Raw genomic sequence first — 17114 nt, forward strand, 5'->3', positions numbered from 1 at the left:
ATAGGGAGATCCCTGTTGCACCACGCTTCGCGCCGTGCTCCAGTGCCCTCATCTCGCCGGAAGCCGCGCCGGCAAGAAACCGGAAGAGCGGATTTGGGGGGGATTGAATGAGCGTCGAGGGGCAAATTGTTGCGATCACGGGGGCAAGTTCGGGGATTGGAAAGGCCACCGCCCGCGCCTTTCTGAGCAAGGGCGCATGCGTCGTGCTTGTTGGCCGACGGGAAGACAAGCTGCATGAAGCGGCCGATGGTTTTGACCCCGCCCGCGCCCTGTGCGTGCCCTGCGATGTCAGCGACCAGGCCGAAGTCGAGCGGCTCTTTTCCCAGATTTCGGACCGTTTCGGACGCCTGGACGTCGTGTTCAACAATGCCGGCACGAATGTCGCCGCCGCGCCAATCGACGAAATACCGGTCGAAGACTGGCAAACCGTCTTGAACGTCAATCTACATGGGGCGTTTCTGGTGGCGCGCGCGGCCTTCGCGATGATGCGCCGGCAAACCCCGCAAGGCGGGCGGATCATCAACAACGGCTCCATTTCGGCGCATGTCCCGCGGCCGGGTTCGGTGCCCTACACCGCCACCAAACATGCCATTACCGGCCTGACAAGAACGCTCTCCCTGGATGGACGGGCGTTCAACATCGCTTGTGGGCAGATCGACATCGGCAACGCCGCCTCCGAAATGACCGCCCATTTCGATCAGGGCCTGCCGCAGGCCGATGGCAGCGTCAGACCGGAGCCTGTGATGGATGTCGCTCACGTGGCCGATGCCGTCGTTCAGATGGCGGACCTTCCGCTGTCCGCGAACGTGCAGTTCATCACCATCATGGCCACCGCCATGCCGTTTATCGGCCGGGGATGAGGGATGTGTCTGCCGGACCGGGCAACACACCTTCGACCATTTCCCGCTTGCCCGCGAACCCTTTGGCTTTTGCGATGGAGAAACCGGCCGCGATCAGGTTGCGCCGGACCCAGCCGGCGGAGGTGTAAGTTGCCAATGTTCCACCCGGAGCCGTAAGGCCAGCCGCGGATTTCAGAAGATCTTCCTGCCAAAGCTCGGGATTGCGGGCCGGGCTGAATCCATCGAGAAACCAGGCGTCGACCGGCGCGACCACGACCTTGCCCGCGACCGCCTCGACCCGCGCCCTTCCGGCTGCCGCGTGCGGCTCCACCTGCGCGATCATCTGCCGGGCATCGCCGATGCCCAGAACCAGATCGGCCCCGTCAAAAGAAAGGATCTGCCAACCGGGCGCCGGTCTCCAACGGTCCAGCAGCGGTCCTGTCAAGCTCGCCAATTCTGGAAAGGCGGCAAGCGCGCGTTCCAATTGATTCCGGCTCAAGGGATGAAGTTCAAAGGACAGGAAGGTCACATGCGGCGCGGGATCCATGGCCGAAAGCGCCTCAAGGGTCGCGAGGAAATTGAGGCCCGTTCCGAAACCGAATTCACCTATCGTGAACGTGTCCAGGCCGACCCACCGGCCGGGAAGGCGATTGCCCCGAAGGAACACGTGCCGTGTTTCGGCCAGCCCCCCCGCCTTCGAAAAATAGGTGTCTGCGAACTGGCGGGCCCGCGGCACATCGCCGTCCAGCCATTCCAAATCCGGTGTATCCTGTTGCATCGCGTCCCGCTGATCCGTTAGACCGCACGGGGTGCGTGACTACACCGCGCGCCGCTTCCTGTCACCAGTCCGGATCCGTGTTCACCGTGCCATCCCCGCTTTCCGATCCCCCTTTCGATCTCGTGGTTTGCGGCGGCGGCGTGTTTGGCCTCAGTCTCGGCTATCGGGCCCTGAAGTCCGGGCTGAAGGTTGCCGTTCTGGAAAAGGACCGGATCGGTGCCGGTGCCAGCGGGGGCCTGCTCGGCGCCTTGATGCCGCACATGCCGGCGCGCTGGAACGCGAAAAAGGAATTTCAATATCAATCGCTGAAAGGCATGGCGGACCACATCGCCGGGTTGGAAGAGGCGACCGGCCTGCCCACCGGATATGCCCGATGCGGCCGCATCCTGCCGTTGACCAGCGAAGACAAGCTGATCCATCACCGGGAGCGGGCGCAGGAGAGCCGGTTGCGCTGGTCTCCCCAAGCCACCGGCTTCACCTATGAGGTGGAACCGGCAGGCCGCCGCTCGGACTGGCTGTCGCCTAGCGCGGCGCCGTTCGGTCTTGTGTATGAGACGCTCGCCGCGCGCCTTTCCCCGCGCGCCTATCTCGCGGCGCTGGCCGCATATATCTCCGCCCACGGCCAACTGCTGGAAGGCGCCGACGCCCTCGCCTTTGACGAGCAAACCGGGCAGGTCCGGCTTGCTTCGGGCGGCACGATCGCCGCCGGCGCCTTCGTCTATGCCAACGGCTACGCCGCGTTCGCGCAACTGTCCGACCTGACCGGCGAAACCATCGGGCGCGGCGAGAAGGGCCAGGCACTGATCCTGGAAGGCAGCGGACTGGAAGGCCGCCCGGCGATCTATTGCGACGGTCTTTACGTTGTGCCGCACGACAACGGCACGGTTGCTGTCGGCAGCACTTCGGAACGCCATGCGACAGATACGGCTGTGGACCCGGCTGCGACGAAAGAGTTGCTCACCCGCGCGATCCGGTTCTGCCCCGCGCTCGAGGGGCGCGCCATCCAGGAGGAATGGGCCGGGGTCCGGCCGCGCTGCCACAAGCGCGATCCCATGATCGGCCGCTTGCCCGGCACCCGGCGCACTTACGCGGCCCTCGGCGGGTTCAAGATCTCCTTCGGAATCGCCCATCTGATCGCCGACGCGCTGGTTTGCGAGATTGTCGGGACCGAGCCCGCGATCGCGCTCCCGGAAACATTCCGCCCCAGCCATCATTTCGGGGTAGAGCGGGTTGAAGCGGACGCGCACAGGTAAACCGAAGCCTATTTGTTTCCAAGCAGCACCTCCAGCGCGGCAAGACGCTTGGGATCCAAGTTCCTGAGCTGCTGGGCGATGCTCAAGGGCGGTTGTCCATTTCCGGCGGACGAAGGGGATGGAGCAACGGCGGAAACGGCCTCACCGGTGCCCGCTGCCTCTCGCGGAGCACCTGAAGGGGCTGGCTCCCCGGACGGCGCAGCCGCAAGGGCCGGTGCGGGTTTGCCCGCGGCAATCAGCGCTTTGTCCAGATCATTGAAAACAAGCCCGCTGCCGACGCCGTTCCGCAGATCTTGCAGACCCATATTGTCCATTTTCACGAGGTCCTTGAAGGGAACTCCTCCCAGCACATCATTGCCGAATATCCCGTCGGCATAGACCGCGAGCGACGGGTCTCCGCTCGATTCGGCCTGTTCTTTCCGTTCATTCGAGAACGCGTAGTAGCTCTTGTTGATCTGGAACAAATCGTTCTTGGCGGGGTTTTCAAGCAGGAGTGCGATCTCCGTATCCATGAAGTCATTACCTTGGATATCGATCACGTCCCGGATCACGGCCAAACCACGTCCGGCGAGGTTGGCCGACACAATCTTGTTTCCCCGCTCAAGAACCGGGGTAATGGGTTCCCGCGCCGCGCTGTCGTTCAGGGTGTGATAGTCGTAAAAATTGAAACTGCTCAGGGCTGCGGCGGTTTCGCGGTCCCCCGGACTCATGGATTGGCTGGCAAGCGACAAGGCCAAGCCGCACTCCATCAGGCTGTGATGGTATTGGAGGACCATGCAGGCAATCGGCACCAATTCCTCGCCGAGCCGGATGGCGCTTCCCGCCTGGATCTGCAGCCGCTCCTTGGTCACCTTTGGATTGATGCGTTCCGCCAGCCAATAGGCAAGGACATCCAGGGCATCCGTGGTGGTGCCCGAAATGTCCGCCCCGATATAGGGGCCATAGAACCGCTCCATGAACTTGACTGTCGACCGGTCCAGCAATTGCAGCTTGAAAATCCCAAGATCGGGATGTTCGCTCAGATCGAAATCCTTCACAGGCTGGCGCGCACGGTTCGCCCTGTTGAAGGCGAGCTGGTTGCGCAACTGGGCACGAAACGCCTCGACCGTGGCACTGTTGTCTCCCCCGCCGCCCTCTTCGATGTATTCGCCGACCAGCCGCAGCACATCCCCGATGGCGAACACGTCGAGGATCGTGCCATCGTCCGCGACAAAATCGCGGCTGCGCATTTTGGCGGCCGCCAGCTTGTCTTGCGCCTTTTGAGGACCCGCGGCCGGCAAGGCGTTCAGCCAAATGGAAAACGCGCTCGCAAAAGCACTCGCCGACGCCGATCCAGATTTGAACAGCTCGTTTTCCAGGATATCGAACATCGTCGAAATCTGAGCGGATCGCAGCAGGTTGCGGGCCTGCTGAACGGCTCTTCCATAAATGACAATCGTGGCCATGCGGCGGTCCTTTCGCTTATCCCTCAATGCCCGACCGGGTGTATCGGGAAGGACGCGCGAACCGCATGGTTGTGACCACCAGCCAGCAACCGGCATCGAATTGGCCAGCGGCGCAAGCGCGCCGGAGGTCCGAACCGCATGCCGCGGCGCATGGGCGAAACCGGTCCCCTTCCCTCCGCGTGCGCAGGCCCGTGACCGAACCGTGTTGCACCGGACGCCGGAAGACGGCAATTTGACCGCCAGACCCGTCCTTCAAGGTCCGGTCAAGCGTCGGACCGGCACCGCCCCACCCCGAACCCGGAAGTCCGCTCATGAGCCTTGACACTGTCCGCGCCCATTTGGCTGACGTTGCGCCAGATCTGAAAATTCTCGAAACCAGCGACAGCAGCGCGACCGTTGAACTGGCCGCGGCCGCATACGGGGTTGCCCCTGCGCAGATCGCCAAGACCCTGTCGATCCGGCTGAAGGACGAGGTGTTCCTGCTCGTTGCCCGGGGCGATGCGCGGATCGACAACAAGAAGGCCAGAGCCGCGTTTGGCGGCAAGATCAAGATGCTTGGCCTTGAGGAGGTCGAACAGATCACCGGGCACCCGGTCGGGGGCGTTTGCCCCTTCGGCCTTGCCCGGCCGCTGAAGGTCTATTGCGACATATCCTTGAAGGCCTTCGACGAAGTGATCCCGGCCGCCGGCTCGACGAATTCGGCTGTTCGGGTCAGCCCGGACCGGCTGGCCGCGATCACGAATGGCGCATGGGTGGATGTCTGCGTGGACCCTGCATCCGGCTGACGGATCGGAATGGGGTCAAACCTGATAATAGTCCCGGTACCAGGCCACGAACCGGGCCACCCCTTCTTCGACCCGCGTTCTCGGCTTGAACCCGGTCAGCTCCTGCAGCAGCGCCGTATCCGCCCATGTCGCGGGGACATCGCCGGGCTGGATCTCCATCATATTGCGCTGCGCCGTGCGCCCGAGCGCCGTCTCGATGGCGGAGATGAAGTCCCCCAGCTGAACGATTTCCGAATTGCCGATGTTGACGATCCGCCACGGCGCGACCGGCGAAAGGCTGTCGCCATCGGGAACATTCCCTCCTTCCGGGCGAACCGGCACGGCATCGATCAAGCGGCGAATTCCCTCAACAAGATCGTCGATATAAGTGAAGTCGCGCTTCATGTTGCCATGGTTGTAAACGTCGATCGGCTCGCCATTTAAAATCGCGCTTGTGAACTTGAACAAGGCCATGTCCGGCCGGCCCCACGGCCCGTAAACGGTAAAGAACCGGAACATGGTGACAGGCAAATCGAACAGATGCGCATAGGAATGGGCCATCGTTTCCGTGGCCTTCTTTGTGGCCGCGTAGAATGACATCTGGTGATCGGCCTTGTCCGTTTCCCGGTAAGGCATCTGTGTGTTGGCGCCATAGGCCGACGAGGTTGAGGCCAGCAGCATGTGTTCGGGTGGAAAGGCCCGGGCCGCCTCCAGGAGTTCGAACGTGCCGCAGATATTGCTCTCCAGATAGGCGCGCGGCGCTTCGATCGAGTATCGCACTCCCGCCTGAGCCGCCAGATGGACGACGATCTGAGGGCGTTCCTTCTCGAACAGCCCCATCAGCAAACCGGGCGTTTCGACATAGTCGTTGACCGCGCGGAAGCGTTCGTTCTGCAACAGCCTCTGCTGGCGCCGCTGCTTCAACGCCACATCGTAGTAATCGGTCATGGCATCGAGACCGATGACCCGGAAGCCATCATCGAGCAACCGTTGGCTGACGAAGGACCCGATGAACCCGGCCGATCCGGTGACAAGCACTGTTTTCATGATGCGGCGAGAATCTCCAGCGGTGATGCGGCCACACCACTAGACCAAATCCCGGCGAGATTGAACCATTTCCGCTCAATCCCGCCGGTGTCCCGAAAGGTCCCGGCACCTTGCTCAGATATAGGCGCCGGTGTCGGCGAATTGGGAGCTGGTCAGCAATCCGTTGTCGCGCAGGTAGGACAGGATCTGTTCGGCGGCAACGTCCGGATCCGAAACGCTCCGAAGATGGATTTCCGGGTTTTCCGGGGCCTCATAGGGGCTGTCGATGCCGGTGAAGTTCGTCAGTTCGCCCCGCGCCACCTTGGCGTAAAGGCCCTTGGGATCGCGCTTCTTGCAGTCCTCGAGCGGTGTGTCGACAAATACCTCGATAAACTCCCCCTCCGCCATCAGATCGCGCGCCATCCGGCGCTCTGCCCGGAAAGGCGAGATGAAAGAGACCAGCGTGATCAGGCCCGCATCGGTCATCAGCTTGGCGACTTCCGCCACGCGGCGGATGTTTTCCACCCGGTCCGTAACGGTGAAACCAAGGTCCCGGTTCAGCCCGTGACGCACGTTGTCGCCGTCCAGCACATAGGTGTGCTTGCCATCCAGGTGCAGCTTCTTCTCCAGGATGGAGGCAATGGTGGATTTGCCCGCGCCCGACAGGCCCGTGAACCACAGGACCACCGGCTTCTGTCCCAACCTGTCCGCCCGCGTCTGTTTGTCGATATGCAGTGACTGCCAGTGGATGTTGCTCGCCCTGCGCAGCGCGAACCAGACCATCCCCGCCCCCACCGTCTGGTTGGTCATCCGGTCGATCAAGATGAAGGATCCGGTCTCCCGGTTGGCTTCATAAGGGTCAAAGGCAACCGGCGCCGACAGGCTCAGGTTACAAAACGCGATCTCATTGAGGTCCAGCGTCTTGCCAGCGACATGCTCGAACGTGTTGACGTTGATCTTGTGCTTGATCTCCGTCACGGTCGCCGTCACCGTTTTCGGCCCGATCTTCAACAGATAGGACCGGCCCGGCAGAAGCGCCTCGTCCGCCATCCAGATGACATGAGCCGCGAACTGGTCCGCCACGTCCGGGCGGGCGGCCGTCCCGGACAGAAGATCTCCGCGGGAAATGTCGATCTCGTCCGCAAGCGTCAAGGTCACGGCCTCGCCGGCCCGGGCTTCCCCGGCTTCGGCGTCTGCGACAAGGATCTGCCGGACTTTCGACACCTTGCCGGGTCCGGCGACCACAACCTCATCGCCCACGGCGACCCGGCCACTGGCAATCGTTCCGGAATAGCCGCGGAAGTCGAGGTTCGGCCTGTTGACCCATTGCACGGGCAGGCGGAAGGGAGCGTCCAGCTCGTGCTCGCCCACCTCGACTGTTTCCAGATGGTCCAACAAGGTCGGCCCGGTGTACCAGGGCATGGCTTCGCTTTTCACCGTGACGTTGTCGCCGTAGCGGGCGGACATCGGAATCGCCTGGTAGGTATCGAAATCGAAGCCGCTGGAAAACGCCTCGAACTCTTTCCGGATCTCGTTGAAACGGTCCTCAGAATAGTCCACCAGATCGATCTTGTTCACCGCCAGAACGACATGCCGGATGCCCAGCAGGGAGGCGATGAAGGCATGCCGGCGGGTCTGCACCTGAAGTCCGTTGCGCGCATCGACCAGAAGCACGGCAAGATCAGCGGTCGAGGCGCCCGTCGCCATATTGCGGGTATATTGCTCGTGGCCGGGCGTGTCCGCCACGATGAACTTGCGTTTGTCGGTCGCAAAGAAGCGGTAGGCGACATCAATGGTGATGCCCTGCTCGCGCTCGGCCTCCAGACCATCGACCAGAAGCGCCAGATCGATTTCGTCTCCCACGGTACCGTGTTTCCTGGAGTCCTTTTCCAGGGCCGCCAGGTGATCCTCGAAGATCAGCTTCGTGTCGTAGAGGAGCCGCCCGATCAGGGTCGACTTCCCGTCATCCACCGAACCGCAGGTCAAAAACCGCAACTGGTCCTTGGATTCCTGCGCTCTGACGTACTCGGCAACCGCCGCATCCACACCCAAAGTCTCTTCCGCGAATGCCATGATCAGAAATATCCCTCGCGCTTCTTCTTTTCCATCGATGCGCTCTCGTCCTTGTCGATCAGCCGCCCCTGCCGCTCGGAGGTGCGGGCAATCAGCATTTCCCGGATGATGGCAGGCAGCGTGGCCGCCTCCGATTCAATCGCCCCGGTCAGCGGGTAGCAGCCGAGCGTGCGGAAACGGATCATCTTTTCCTCGACCTTTTCCCCGGGCCTCAGCTTCAGCCGGTCGTCGTCCAGCATGATCAGCATGCCGTCGCGCTCCACCACCGGGCGCTTGGCCGCCAGATAAAGCGGCACCATCGGAATGTTCTCGGTCAGGATGTATTGCCAGATGTCGTGCTCGGTCCAATTGGAGAGCGGGAAGGCGCGGATGCTCTCGCCCTTCGCCACCCGGGCGTTGTAAAGGTTCCAAAGCTCCGGACGCTGGTTCTTCGGGTCCCAGCCGTGCGACGCATTGCGGAAGGAAAACACCCGCTCCTTGGCCCGGCTCTTCTCCTCGTCCCGGCGCGCGCCGCCAAAGGCCGCATCGAAGCCATACGTGTTCAGCGCCTGCTTCAAGGCTTCGGTCTTCATGATGTGCGTGTGCACCGAAGACCCGTGGTCGATCGGATTGATCCCCTGGGCCACGCCCTCCTGGTTGGTGTGCACGATCAGGTCGAGGCCGTATTCCTTCGCGATGTTGTCGCGGAAGGTGATCATGTCCCGGAATTTCCAGGTCGTGTCGACATGAAGCAGCGGAAACGGCGGCTTGGACGGATAAAACGCCTTCATCGCAAGGTGCAGCATCACGCCCGAATCCTTGCCGATCGAATACAGCATCACCGGATTGGAGAATTCCGCCGCGACCTCGCGGATGATGTGGATGCTCTCCGCCTCCAACCGGCGCAAGTTGCTCAGGCGTTCGATTGTATTTTGTGAATAATGAACATTCATGGTTGTGCTGCGTCGCGCGCCGAGGCGCGATCCCTTGTTCAAGGTCTCATCTCGCTTGGGCGGTCAGGTCCGCCCGGTGCAGTCCGGCAAAAGCTCGATATGGCTCAGCGCGACAAACCCCGGGTTCGTCAGATCGCGCTTTGTGGCGTTGGCCGGCATCCGGTATGCCAGACAGGCGCGGGATGGCAGTTCGAGCAGACAACCGCCTGCCGCCCGGACAATCGCGTGACCCGCTGCAATGTCCCACTGCATGGTCGGCGTCAGGCGCGGGTAGATATCGGCCCGACCGGCCGCAACCCAACAGAGCTTGAGCGAAGAGCCCACCGACACGCGCTTGCTGACATTCAATCCGGCAATCAGAGCCTCGGTCTCCGCTGATCCATGGGACCGGCTGACCAGCGCGCAAATTTCATTCTCCGGAACCGCCCGGACGCGAATAGGCGTCACATCGACCAGGCGCCCCTGGACGACCCGGGCGACACAGGCACCCCCGCTGTCGCCGGGATCGGACACCCCCAGTCCCGGCAAGCGGCCGCCCCAGTAAATCTCACCCAGGGCCGGGGCGTAGACCACCCCGAAAACAGGAACTCCGGCATCCACCAGGGCGATGTTCACCGTGAACTCGCCAATCCTGTTCAAGAACTCCTTGGTGCCATCAAGCGGATCAACGAGGAAAAAGCGATCGCTGGCGTCCGGGATCGTGCCCGCCTCCACTGCCTCTTCGGCCACGACTGGCACAGCGGGGAAACCCGCCCGCAACCCATCCAGAATAACCCGCTCCGCACGCCCATCCGCCTCGGTCACGGGCGAGCCGTCGGATTTTTGCACGGCCTCCACGTCCGCACGGGCATAGACGCTCATGATCTCGTCACCCGCCCGGAGCGCAAGGGCGATCAGCGACCCGATCTCCGGGTCGGTCTCCGGCGCAGTGGTTTGGCCGCTTTCAGCCGCAGACATCACGTCTGTCTCCGTTTCCAATCAACTTGGCGCCGACAATAAAAAGACCGCCGGGCAAGCCACAAGGAATATTGTTCCACCGATTGCGGCAAGCGTAGAAAAGAAAGGCCGATTATCGCCTGCGAGCCCGGATGCCCCGCGAGAAACGGACAAACCTATCCTGCAAACTCTTTTTTACAGACAATATTGCTGCTATTATCCATACAAATTGACCCATCGAGACGCTTCATGACCGATTGGCTGCCGCCACTTTCCTCCACCGACCGGCCGCTTTACAGAGCCATTCTTGACGCCCTGCGCCGCGATATCGTCAGCGGCCGGCTGAAAACCGGAGACCGTCTGCCCGCGCAACGACAGCTGGCGGAGCGTCTCAGCATCGATTTCACCACAGTCAGCCGCGCCTACAACCAGGCGCGGGCCCTTGGCCTGATCGAGGCTCATGTGGGGCGCGGCACGTTCGTCGCGGGGCGCGGCATGCAGATGAGCGGAACGGGATCCCGGCGGGCCATCGACATGAGCATGAATCAGCCGCCTCCCATTGCGGATAACGGCTTGGCCACACAACTGCGCGGCATGATGGCACAGTGCCTGACCGCCAATACGGTGGAACTGTTGCAGGCCTATCGCGGCGCCGGGGGAACGGAAGCGGACCGGATCCTTGGTTGCCACTGGCTGGAAAGGCGCAGCCTGACAGTCCCGCCCGACCGCCTGCTGGTGGCCCCCGGCGCTCAGGCCGCCCTGCTTGCAAGCCTGTCCACGCTGGCCCGCGAAGGCGACACCCTCCTGTGCGACGCCCTCACCTATCCCGGTTTCCGGGCCGCGGCGGCGCAGTTGCGGCTCAAGGTCTGCGGACTGGCCACCGACGCCAATGGCATTCTCCCCCAGGCGCTGGACACCGCCTGCCAAAGTCTGGGGGCCCGCGTCCTTTATCTCTGCCCCACCTTGAACAATCCGACCACGCTGACGATGTCCGGCGACAGGCGCGCGGAGATCGCCGGGATCGTGCGGCGGCACGATCTGCTGCTGCTGGAAGACGATGCTTATGGCGCGCTGGACCCGGACGCTCCGCCGCCGCTTGCCGCACGCGTGCCCGACCGGACGATCTACATCGGTGGCCTGGCAAAATGCCTGTCTCCCGCCTTGCGGATGGCCTATATGGTGGCCCCGGATGCAGGGCTCTCTTCACGGCTCGCCGGGGCGTTGCGGGCATGTTCGGGCATGACCTGCCCGCTCAGCACGGCCGTCATGCGGGGATGGAGCGAAGCTGGCCTGGCCGAGGCCGCCCTTGCCGCCATACGGGCGGAAACGGCCAACCGCCAGTCTATCGCAAGAGCCCTCTTGCCGCAGAACCTCCTGATGACAGACCCCAGCGCGTTCCACGCCTGGCTGACCTTGCCGGGCGCCTGGACACGTGGCGAATTTCTGCTGCATCTGCGCGCCAGAGACATCGGCGCCGTGGCCAGCGACGCGTTTTCCACTGGGCCCGCGCCGGAAGCCATCCGGCTCGGCTTGGGAGCGCCGGAAAGCGCCGACGACTTGACCCGCAGCCTGACGGCAGTAGCCGATCTGCTCGCGCAGCCCCCCGCGCTCGCCGGCGGAATTGTATGACACTTTGACGCGACAATAAGACATACAATATCCATTCATTTGACTCCGGATTTTTGCTAGAACTCCCGGACATTGAAGAAGTGGCGTGGCCCGGATCTTTCGGCACGGCCCGCCTGATTTTGTTGGGAGTCATCCTCATGACCGGCACACATTCCACCGCATGGCCCAAACTGCCCCCCTATACCACCGGCCCGCGGGGCCTATGCCCGCGCTGCGGTCAGGGAAAACTGTTCAACGGCTTCCTGACCCTGCGCCCGTCTTGCGAGGTGTGCGGACTGGATTACTCATTCGCCGATCCGGCCGACGGCCCGGCCTTTTTCGTGATTTGCTTCGGCTGTATTCCCAGCGTTGCGCTGGCGATCTGGATCGAGATCGCCTACACGGCGCCTTATTGGGTCCACCTGTTCACCAGCCTGCCGTTTCTGCTTCTCACCTGCATTCCGCCCCTGCGGCCTTTGAAGGGATGGCTGGTCGCCAGCGAGTACTTCTATAAGGCCGGAGAAGGAAAACTGGCGGATCGCGGCAGCTGACCGGCCGAGGTCGTGAAGGGCGGCCCGCCAGGCAAGCCCCGCCGAAAACCAATGCGTGCCAAGAAAAGGACCGACCAGGACTTGGATACGCCGCATCCGGGCCAGTTCAAACAGATCTCCGGCCGGTCTCTGTCATGGCCGGTCAAATGCGTTTTCTGTCTGTTTGTTTAGAAAACGGCAATGGACTTACGATAATGTACGGTCCCGTGTAACTGGCAACGGAGCTTCAGGCTGTGGCTGTGTCGGACGAAACTGACAACCCGCAGGACGGATCTGACGACCCGCAGGCGGAGAACGCCTATTTTGACGCGGACCTGCCCCGCGAGCGCCGGTCGCGCGTTCTGAAAAAGGGCAAGCTGATTTTCGATGGCGGCTTGCGCAGCGTACCTGTGCTTGTGCGCAACATCTCCAACAGCGGTGCCAAGCTTCAATTCGAACAAGCGTACCTGCTTCCAAAGGTGTTCACCCTCCATATCGAACTGGACGATTTCGAGGTCGAATGCGAACGGCGCTGGGAAAACGGGCTGCACTGCGGCGTGGCGTTCGTTGGCGACAAAAAATATGTCGGCAGGGAGCGGGTCCAGGTGCTCAAGCCGTCCGATCACGAGCTCGTTGAGAAAATCGATGCGGATCGGGTCACTCTGGATGGGTATTACCAGCGGGCTCATACACCTGGCCAGGCCGCGCCCCGCGAACCAACCCCGCCGAAGTCGACGCGGCGGGTGTTCGGCAAACGCCGCTGACCCCATCGACCCACGCGAGCCTCTACCCTCGAGAACGGCGATTGAAGCGGATCGCAAGAGCTGTCACTCGCCTGCGCGCCATCGATATCCAGCAATGTTCGGAAAACTGGCTGGGGTGGAAGGATTCGAACCTTCGCATGGCGGTACCAAAAACCGCTGCCTTACCGCTTGGCTACACCCCAATGCCGTGGTGAGGGTGTATAGCGGGGCGTTTGCGGGAGTGCAAGGGTCCTTTATGCGTTTTCTCGCCGCTGCCCCGGATGTTTTCAACAGGCTTCAAAATGGCGCTTGAGATCCCGGTTTTTGGATCGCCGGCTAAACGCCGGCGATGCCCGGATTGAGTGTTTCTCCATGATCCGGCGGCAAAACTTCCGCCGTTCCCGGCAGGGGAAAGGCCCTGGCGCCGGCGGATCGAGACGCACTTGCCCCGGACATGAAAAAGTCCGCCACAGTCCGAAGAAGACCCTTGCAGGATCAAAACCGGAGTGATAATTACCCGCTCCATCAGTGGCGGTGTGCCATTGCCCGGCCATGATGAAACATCTTGGCAGAATGTCGGAGTGTAGCGCAGCCTGGTAGCGCACCTCGTTCGGGACGAGGGGGTCGGAGGTTCGAATCCTCTCACTCCGACCATTTTTTGAATATCCTGATTTTAAAGCGGTTTTCCAGCGCCTCGAACGAAGCGAGGGACCCGGAATTGCATACCAATTACTGGGCCAACGGTTCAGGCGGGTCCTTCGGACCTGACTGCCCAAGAATTCCGGATGCCCGAAGACGGCGTTGGCTGCTGGCGAACCAAAAACCAAGCATCCCGCCCTTCGATGTCCGCATTGCGCCCCGATTCAAGCGGCCGGAAAACTGACGCGGCCTTCGAGATGCCCAAGTTACGTATTCGATCCGTGGATTGCCTGGATAACGGCATCGGTCACTTCGCGCGTTGTCGCTTTGCCACCGACATCCGGCGTGAGGATGCCGGCATCGCAGACCCGCTCGACCGCAGTCATCAGGCGTTCACTGGATTCCAGCTCGCCGAGGTGATCCAGCATCTGCGAGGCCGTCCAGAATGTTGCAATGGGATTGGCAATGCCCTTGCCCGTGATATCGAATGCGGATCCGTGGATGGGCTCGAACATCGATGGAAACCGCCGCTCTGGATCAATATTGGCTGTAGGAGCTACGCCCAAACTGCCGGCCAAGGCACCGGCCAGATCGGACAGGATGTCCGCATGGAGATTGGTCGCAACAATGGTATCGAGGCTTTGCGGGTTCTTGACCATTCGAACGGTCATCGCGTCTACCAGCATTTTATCCCAGGTCACATCCGGGAACTCTTTCGCGACTTCCGCGGCGATTTCATCCCACATGACCATACCGTGGCGCTGCGCATTGGACTTGGTCACCACCGTTAGCAGCTTTCGCGGGCGCGATTGCGCCAGCTTGAATGCATATCGCATGATGCGGGTGACACCGGCACGGGTGAAGATGGCGACTTCCGTGCCCACCTCTTCCGGCAAACCACGGTGCGCACGCCCGCCATTTCCGGAATATTCGCCTTCCGAGTTCTCGCGCACAATCACCCAGTCCAGATCCCCAACCCCAACGCCCCGCAGTGGGGAAGTCACGCCGGGAATAATCTTGGTCGGCCGGACATTGGCGTATTGGTCAAACCCCTGACAGATCGGCAGGCGCAGGCCCCAAAGGGTGATGTGGTCGGGGACGTCCGGCGCGCCGACAGCTCCGAAATAGATCGCATCGAAGGGCTTGAGCTGGTCCAACCCGTCTGCCGGCATCATCTCGCCATGTTTTTTGTAGTAGTCCGATCCCCAGTCGAAAAAGGTGAGATTGAACCGCACATCTCCAGCCCGTTGCGCAAGCGCGGCCAGGACCTCAGCGCCAGCATCGATCACTTCAGGCCCAATGCCGTCCGCCGGTATGGCTGCAATCTCAAAAGTGCGCATATCAAATTCCTATTTTCGTTAAAGGGGCTTAGTCGCCCTGCCCATGGACCGCCGCATCTCTTCCCATAGTTTGCAAGTCCGTGCCGTTGCAGCAATGGCAAAACAATCATATAAAAAATTGTTATAATCGGGACGTGATATGGAACTCCGTCAACTCAGGTGCTTCATTGCAGTCGCGGATACGCTGCATTTTGGAAGGGCCGCTCAAAAGCTGAGCATGCTTCCGGCATCCCTGGGTCGGCATATCAAGTTGCTGGAAGACAATCTCGGCAGCCGGTTGCTTACCCGCACGACACGCAGCGTCGTGCTTACCCCGTCAGGCAATGAATTCCTGACCGCGGCACGGGACATCGTGGAGAGAGCCGACAGACTGGAGGCGTCATTTCGCGAAAGCCAACGCAACAAAACATCGGTTCTGCGGATTGGCGCGATCGACAGCGCAGCGGTTGGCCTGATTCCCCAGATCCTTCCCCATTTTCGGGATGCCCATCCGGACATTGATATTCAGCTACTGGAACAAAAGACAATTCGGCTTTTGCCCCGTTTGCTGACCGGACGTCTCGATGTCGCGATCGTCCGCCCGCCCGAGATCGTTGACCAGCGCCTGATGCTGAATTCCCTGTTCCATGAGACGGCTGTCGTCGCGGTGCCCAGTTCCCATCCGCTCGCATCCAGGGCGACGCTAACGGTTGAGGACATGGCGGATGAACCCCTCATCGTCCCCGACAAGGGATCCCGGCCCCACAGTCATGACCTGACCATAAAGCTGTTCCTGGAAGCTGGTTTGAGTGCACGCGTCGCCCAAATTGCCGAAGAAAAGCAAACCATTGTCAATCTGGTGAGCACCGGGGTTGGCATCGCCATCGTCCCGCGCTGGATTTCCCGGCTCGCGGTCGGCGGTGTGACGTTTGTGTCCCTGGATTTGCCATCGGGATCGGCAAGAAACAGACTGGCGCTTTCCGTTGCCTGGGTCCGGGACACCAGAGATCCGGCCCGGGATGCATTTCTGGACGTGCTCCACCAAAAGACGGAGCAGTTGGCGCAATCGGCATGACGCCTATTATTAAAATTAATTATATAATTTGTGTGATCTGGGTCGATCGAAGCGATCGAACTAACCTTTCTCCGGTCAGAGCCGCGTCTCTATCCCGCAAAGGAGGTTGCGGGCTGGGACAGCAGGCTCCAACCAAAATCCGGAGGAGCACATGAAAATCAATCTGATAACCGGCGCCGTCGTGATCGCCGCCATCACCGCACTGCCAGCTGTTGCGGACAGCCAGGCGCTGGACAAGACGGGCTGGCCCGAAAGCTTCACCGTTGGAACCGGCTCACAAGGCGGAACATATTTTGGATATGGCACCGGTTGGGCAAACATCGCCGGTGAGGAACTCGGCGTTTCCGGCGCGGCGGAGGTCACAGGTGGTCCGATGCAGAATATGGCTCTGGTGCATTCCGGCGATCTGCCGTTTGGCATGACCACGATGGGCCCCGCGGCGGAATCCATAGCTGGCTCCAACCCGATTGCGCCCGGCCTGAAGATGGACAAGGCCTGCGCCATGTTCCCGATGTATCAAACACCGTTCTCCATCACCGCGTTAAGCTCATCGGGCATTACGTCCGTTGCTGACATACCGGAAGGCGCGCGGATTGGTTTTGGACCGGCCGGTTCCACGTCCGACACCTATTTCCCGCGCATGATGGAAGAACTGGGCGTCAAGTTTGAAAGACGCAACGGGGGCTGGTCGGACCTTGGCAGTCAGTTGCAGGATGGTCTGCTGGACGTGATCGCATTCGCGGCCGGCGTCCCTGTTCCAGCGGTCAGCCAGCTCGAAGTCCAGACGGACATCAACATTATCGAGTTCACGGAAGAAGAGCAGGCCAAGATCACCGGGGCGTTCCCAGTTTCAGATTTTGACATTGCCGCGGAAACCTACAGCTCTCTGGATAATCCGGCCCGCTCGGTTTCCATGTGGAACTTTGCGATCGCAAACTGCGACCTTCCCGAGACCTTCGTCTACGGCGTCGTGAAGGCCGTGATGTCCGACAACGAAAGAATGGTGAATACACATAAGGCCGCTCGCTCGACCCTGCCTGAATTCTGGGATCGCAACAAGGTGATGAAATGGCACCCGGGCGCCTCCCGCTGGTTCCAGGAAAATGCGGGCGCGGATATTCCTGCCGACATGATCTACAGCAACTGATTGCCGT

15 protein-coding genes and 2 tRNA genes are annotated in these 17114 nt (G+C 61.4%); 9 read left to right on the forward strand and 8 right to left on the reverse strand.

Annotation, left to right across the window (positions count from 1 at the left end; translation table 11 throughout):
- The first annotated feature begins 107 nt into the window (after positions 1-107).
- On the forward strand, positions 108-860 hold the full coding sequence (locus tag F0184_RS11090; protein ID WP_150496252.1) for an SDR family oxidoreductase: 753 nt from the start codon (positions 108-110) through the stop codon (positions 858-860).
- On the opposite strand, the gene mnmC2 is transcribed toward F0184_RS11090, so the two are convergent.
- Positions 844-1617 (reverse strand): tRNA (5-methylaminomethyl-2-thiouridine)(34)-methyltransferase MnmC2, encoded by a 774-nt coding sequence (gene mnmC2, locus F0184_RS11095; RefSeq protein ID WP_150496253.1) that lies wholly within the window; start codon positions 1615-1617, stop codon positions 844-846. The genes F0184_RS11090 and mnmC2 overlap by 17 nt on opposite strands.
- An 86-nt stretch (positions 1618-1703) precedes the next feature.
- Between mnmC2 and F0184_RS11100 the strand changes: the two genes are divergently transcribed.
- Positions 1704-2870, forward strand: coding sequence for an NAD(P)/FAD-dependent oxidoreductase (locus tag F0184_RS11100; protein WP_150496254.1), 1167 nt, complete (start codon positions 1704-1706; stop codon positions 2868-2870).
- An 8-nt stretch (positions 2871-2878) separates the two neighbouring features.
- Here the strand turns inward: F0184_RS11100 and F0184_RS11105 are convergent, their stop codons facing one another.
- Complete coding sequence (locus F0184_RS11105) at positions 2879-4315, reverse strand: hypothetical protein (protein ID WP_150496255.1); 1437 nt, start codon at positions 4313-4315, stop codon at positions 2879-2881.
- Between the two features lie 311 nt (positions 4316-4626).
- Between F0184_RS11105 and F0184_RS11110 the strand changes: the two genes are divergently transcribed.
- Positions 4627-5100 (forward strand): YbaK/EbsC family protein, encoded by a 474-nt coding sequence (locus tag F0184_RS11110; protein ID WP_150496256.1) that lies wholly within the window; start codon positions 4627-4629, stop codon positions 5098-5100.
- A gap of 15 nt (positions 5101-5115) precedes the next feature.
- Here the strand turns inward: F0184_RS11110 and F0184_RS11115 are convergent, their stop codons facing one another.
- From F0184_RS11115 to cysQ, 4 genes are all read right to left on the reverse strand, one after another.
- On the reverse strand, positions 5116-6126 hold the full coding sequence (locus F0184_RS11115; protein WP_150496257.1) for an NAD-dependent epimerase/dehydratase family protein: 1011 nt from the start codon (positions 6124-6126) through the stop codon (positions 5116-5118).
- Positions 6127-6240: 114 nt separating this feature from the next.
- The gene (gene cysN, locus F0184_RS11120) at positions 6241-8178 is read right to left on the reverse strand and encodes a sulfate adenylyltransferase subunit CysN (protein ID WP_150496258.1); all 1938 of its coding nucleotides are present in this window, start codon (positions 8176-8178) and stop codon (positions 6241-6243) included.
- A 2-nt stretch (positions 8179-8180) separates the two neighbouring features.
- Complete coding sequence (cysD, locus tag F0184_RS11125; RefSeq protein ID WP_150496259.1) at positions 8181-9110, reverse strand: sulfate adenylyltransferase subunit CysD; 930 nt, start codon at positions 9108-9110, stop codon at positions 8181-8183.
- A gap of 63 nt (positions 9111-9173) precedes the next feature.
- Positions 9174-10067, reverse strand: coding sequence for a 3'(2'),5'-bisphosphate nucleotidase CysQ (gene cysQ, locus F0184_RS11130; RefSeq protein ID WP_150496260.1), 894 nt, complete (start codon positions 10065-10067; stop codon positions 9174-9176).
- A 228-nt stretch (positions 10068-10295) separates the two neighbouring features.
- Here cysQ and F0184_RS11135 point away from each other — a divergent pair, with 228 nt between their 5' ends.
- The 3 genes from F0184_RS11135 to F0184_RS11145 all read left to right on the forward strand — a co-directional run bounded on the left by F0184_RS11135 (position 10296) and on the right by F0184_RS11145 (position 12948).
- The gene (locus F0184_RS11135) at positions 10296-11675 is read left to right on the forward strand and encodes an aminotransferase-like domain-containing protein (RefSeq protein WP_150496261.1); all 1380 of its coding nucleotides are present in this window, start codon (positions 10296-10298) and stop codon (positions 11673-11675) included.
- A 137-nt stretch (positions 11676-11812) separates the two neighbouring features.
- The gene (locus F0184_RS11140) at positions 11813-12205 is read left to right on the forward strand and encodes a DUF983 domain-containing protein (RefSeq protein ID WP_150496262.1); all 393 of its coding nucleotides are present in this window, start codon (positions 11813-11815) and stop codon (positions 12203-12205) included.
- Positions 12206-12444: 239 nt separating this feature from the next.
- On the forward strand, positions 12445-12948 hold the full coding sequence (locus F0184_RS11145) for a PilZ domain-containing protein (RefSeq protein ID WP_150496263.1): 504 nt from the start codon (positions 12445-12447) through the stop codon (positions 12946-12948).
- 107 nt (positions 12949-13055) lie between these two features.
- Here the strand turns inward: F0184_RS11145 and F0184_RS11150 are convergent.
- Positions 13056-13130 (reverse strand) — tRNA-Gln (locus F0184_RS11150).
- Between the two features lie 374 nt (positions 13131-13504).
- On the opposite strand from F0184_RS11150, the gene F0184_RS11155 reads away from it, so the two are divergent.
- Positions 13505-13581, forward strand: a tRNA-Pro gene (locus F0184_RS11155).
- A gap of 251 nt (positions 13582-13832) precedes the next feature.
- On the opposite strand, the gene F0184_RS11160 is transcribed toward F0184_RS11155, so the two are convergent.
- Entirely contained in the window at positions 13833-14906 is a 1074-nt protein-coding gene (locus F0184_RS11160) for a tartrate dehydrogenase (RefSeq protein WP_150496264.1), read from the reverse strand.
- Positions 14907-15045: 139 nt separating this feature from the next.
- Here F0184_RS11160 and F0184_RS11165 point away from each other — a divergent pair, with 139 nt between their 5' ends.
- Together F0184_RS11165 and F0184_RS11170 are read left to right on the forward strand one after the other, a co-directional pair.
- Positions 15046-15960: a LysR family transcriptional regulator gene (locus tag F0184_RS11165; protein ID WP_150496265.1), complete on the forward strand. Its 915-nt coding sequence runs from the start codon at positions 15046-15048 to the stop codon at positions 15958-15960.
- A 151-nt stretch (positions 15961-16111) separates the two neighbouring features.
- Entirely contained in the window at positions 16112-17107 is a 996-nt protein-coding gene (locus F0184_RS11170) for a TAXI family TRAP transporter solute-binding subunit (RefSeq protein ID WP_150496266.1), read from the forward strand.
- Positions 17108-17114 lie beyond the last annotated feature (7 nt).

Origin of the sequence: Roseibium aquae (assembly GCF_008711285.1) — a bacterium.
GTDB lineage: Bacteria > Pseudomonadota > Alphaproteobacteria > Rhizobiales > Stappiaceae > Roseibium > Roseibium aquae.

Excerpts from the sequence above, each read along its gene's own strand:
- F0184_RS11090 (WP_150496252.1), top strand. The coding sequence starts at position 108 with ATGAGCGTCGAGGGGCAAATTGTTGCGATCACGGGGGCAAGTTCGGGG.
- mnmC2 (WP_150496253.1), bottom strand. The coding sequence starts at position 1,617 with ATGCAACAGGATACACCGGATTTGGAATGGCTGGACGGCGATGTGCCG.
- F0184_RS11105 (WP_150496255.1), bottom strand. The coding sequence starts at position 4,315 with ATGGCCACGATTGTCATTTATGGAAGAGCCGTTCAGCAGGCCCGCAAC.
- F0184_RS11110 (WP_150496256.1), top strand. The coding sequence starts at position 4,627 with ATGAGCCTTGACACTGTCCGCGCCCATTTGGCTGACGTTGCGCCAGAT.
- F0184_RS11115 (WP_150496257.1), bottom strand. The coding sequence starts at position 6,126 with ATGAAAACAGTGCTTGTCACCGGATCGGCCGGGTTCATCGGGTCCTTC.
- cysN (WP_150496258.1), bottom strand. The coding sequence starts at position 8,178 with ATGGCATTCGCGGAAGAGACTTTGGGTGTGGATGCGGCGGTTGCCGAG.
- cysD (WP_150496259.1), bottom strand. The coding sequence starts at position 9,110 with ATGAATGTTCATTATTCACAAAATACAATCGAACGCCTGAGCAACTTG.
- cysQ (WP_150496260.1), bottom strand. The coding sequence starts at position 10,067 with ATGTCTGCGGCTGAAAGCGGCCAAACCACTGCGCCGGAGACCGACCCG.
- F0184_RS11135 (WP_150496261.1), top strand. The coding sequence starts at position 10,296 with ATGACCGATTGGCTGCCGCCACTTTCCTCCACCGACCGGCCGCTTTAC.
- F0184_RS11140 (WP_150496262.1), top strand. The coding sequence starts at position 11,813 with ATGACCGGCACACATTCCACCGCATGGCCCAAACTGCCCCCCTATACC.
- F0184_RS11160 (WP_150496264.1), bottom strand. The coding sequence starts at position 14,906 with ATGCGCACTTTTGAGATTGCAGCCATACCGGCGGACGGCATTGGGCCT.
- F0184_RS11165 (WP_150496265.1), top strand. The coding sequence starts at position 15,046 with ATGGAACTCCGTCAACTCAGGTGCTTCATTGCAGTCGCGGATACGCTG.
- F0184_RS11170 (WP_150496266.1), top strand. The coding sequence starts at position 16,112 with ATGAAAATCAATCTGATAACCGGCGCCGTCGTGATCGCCGCCATCACC.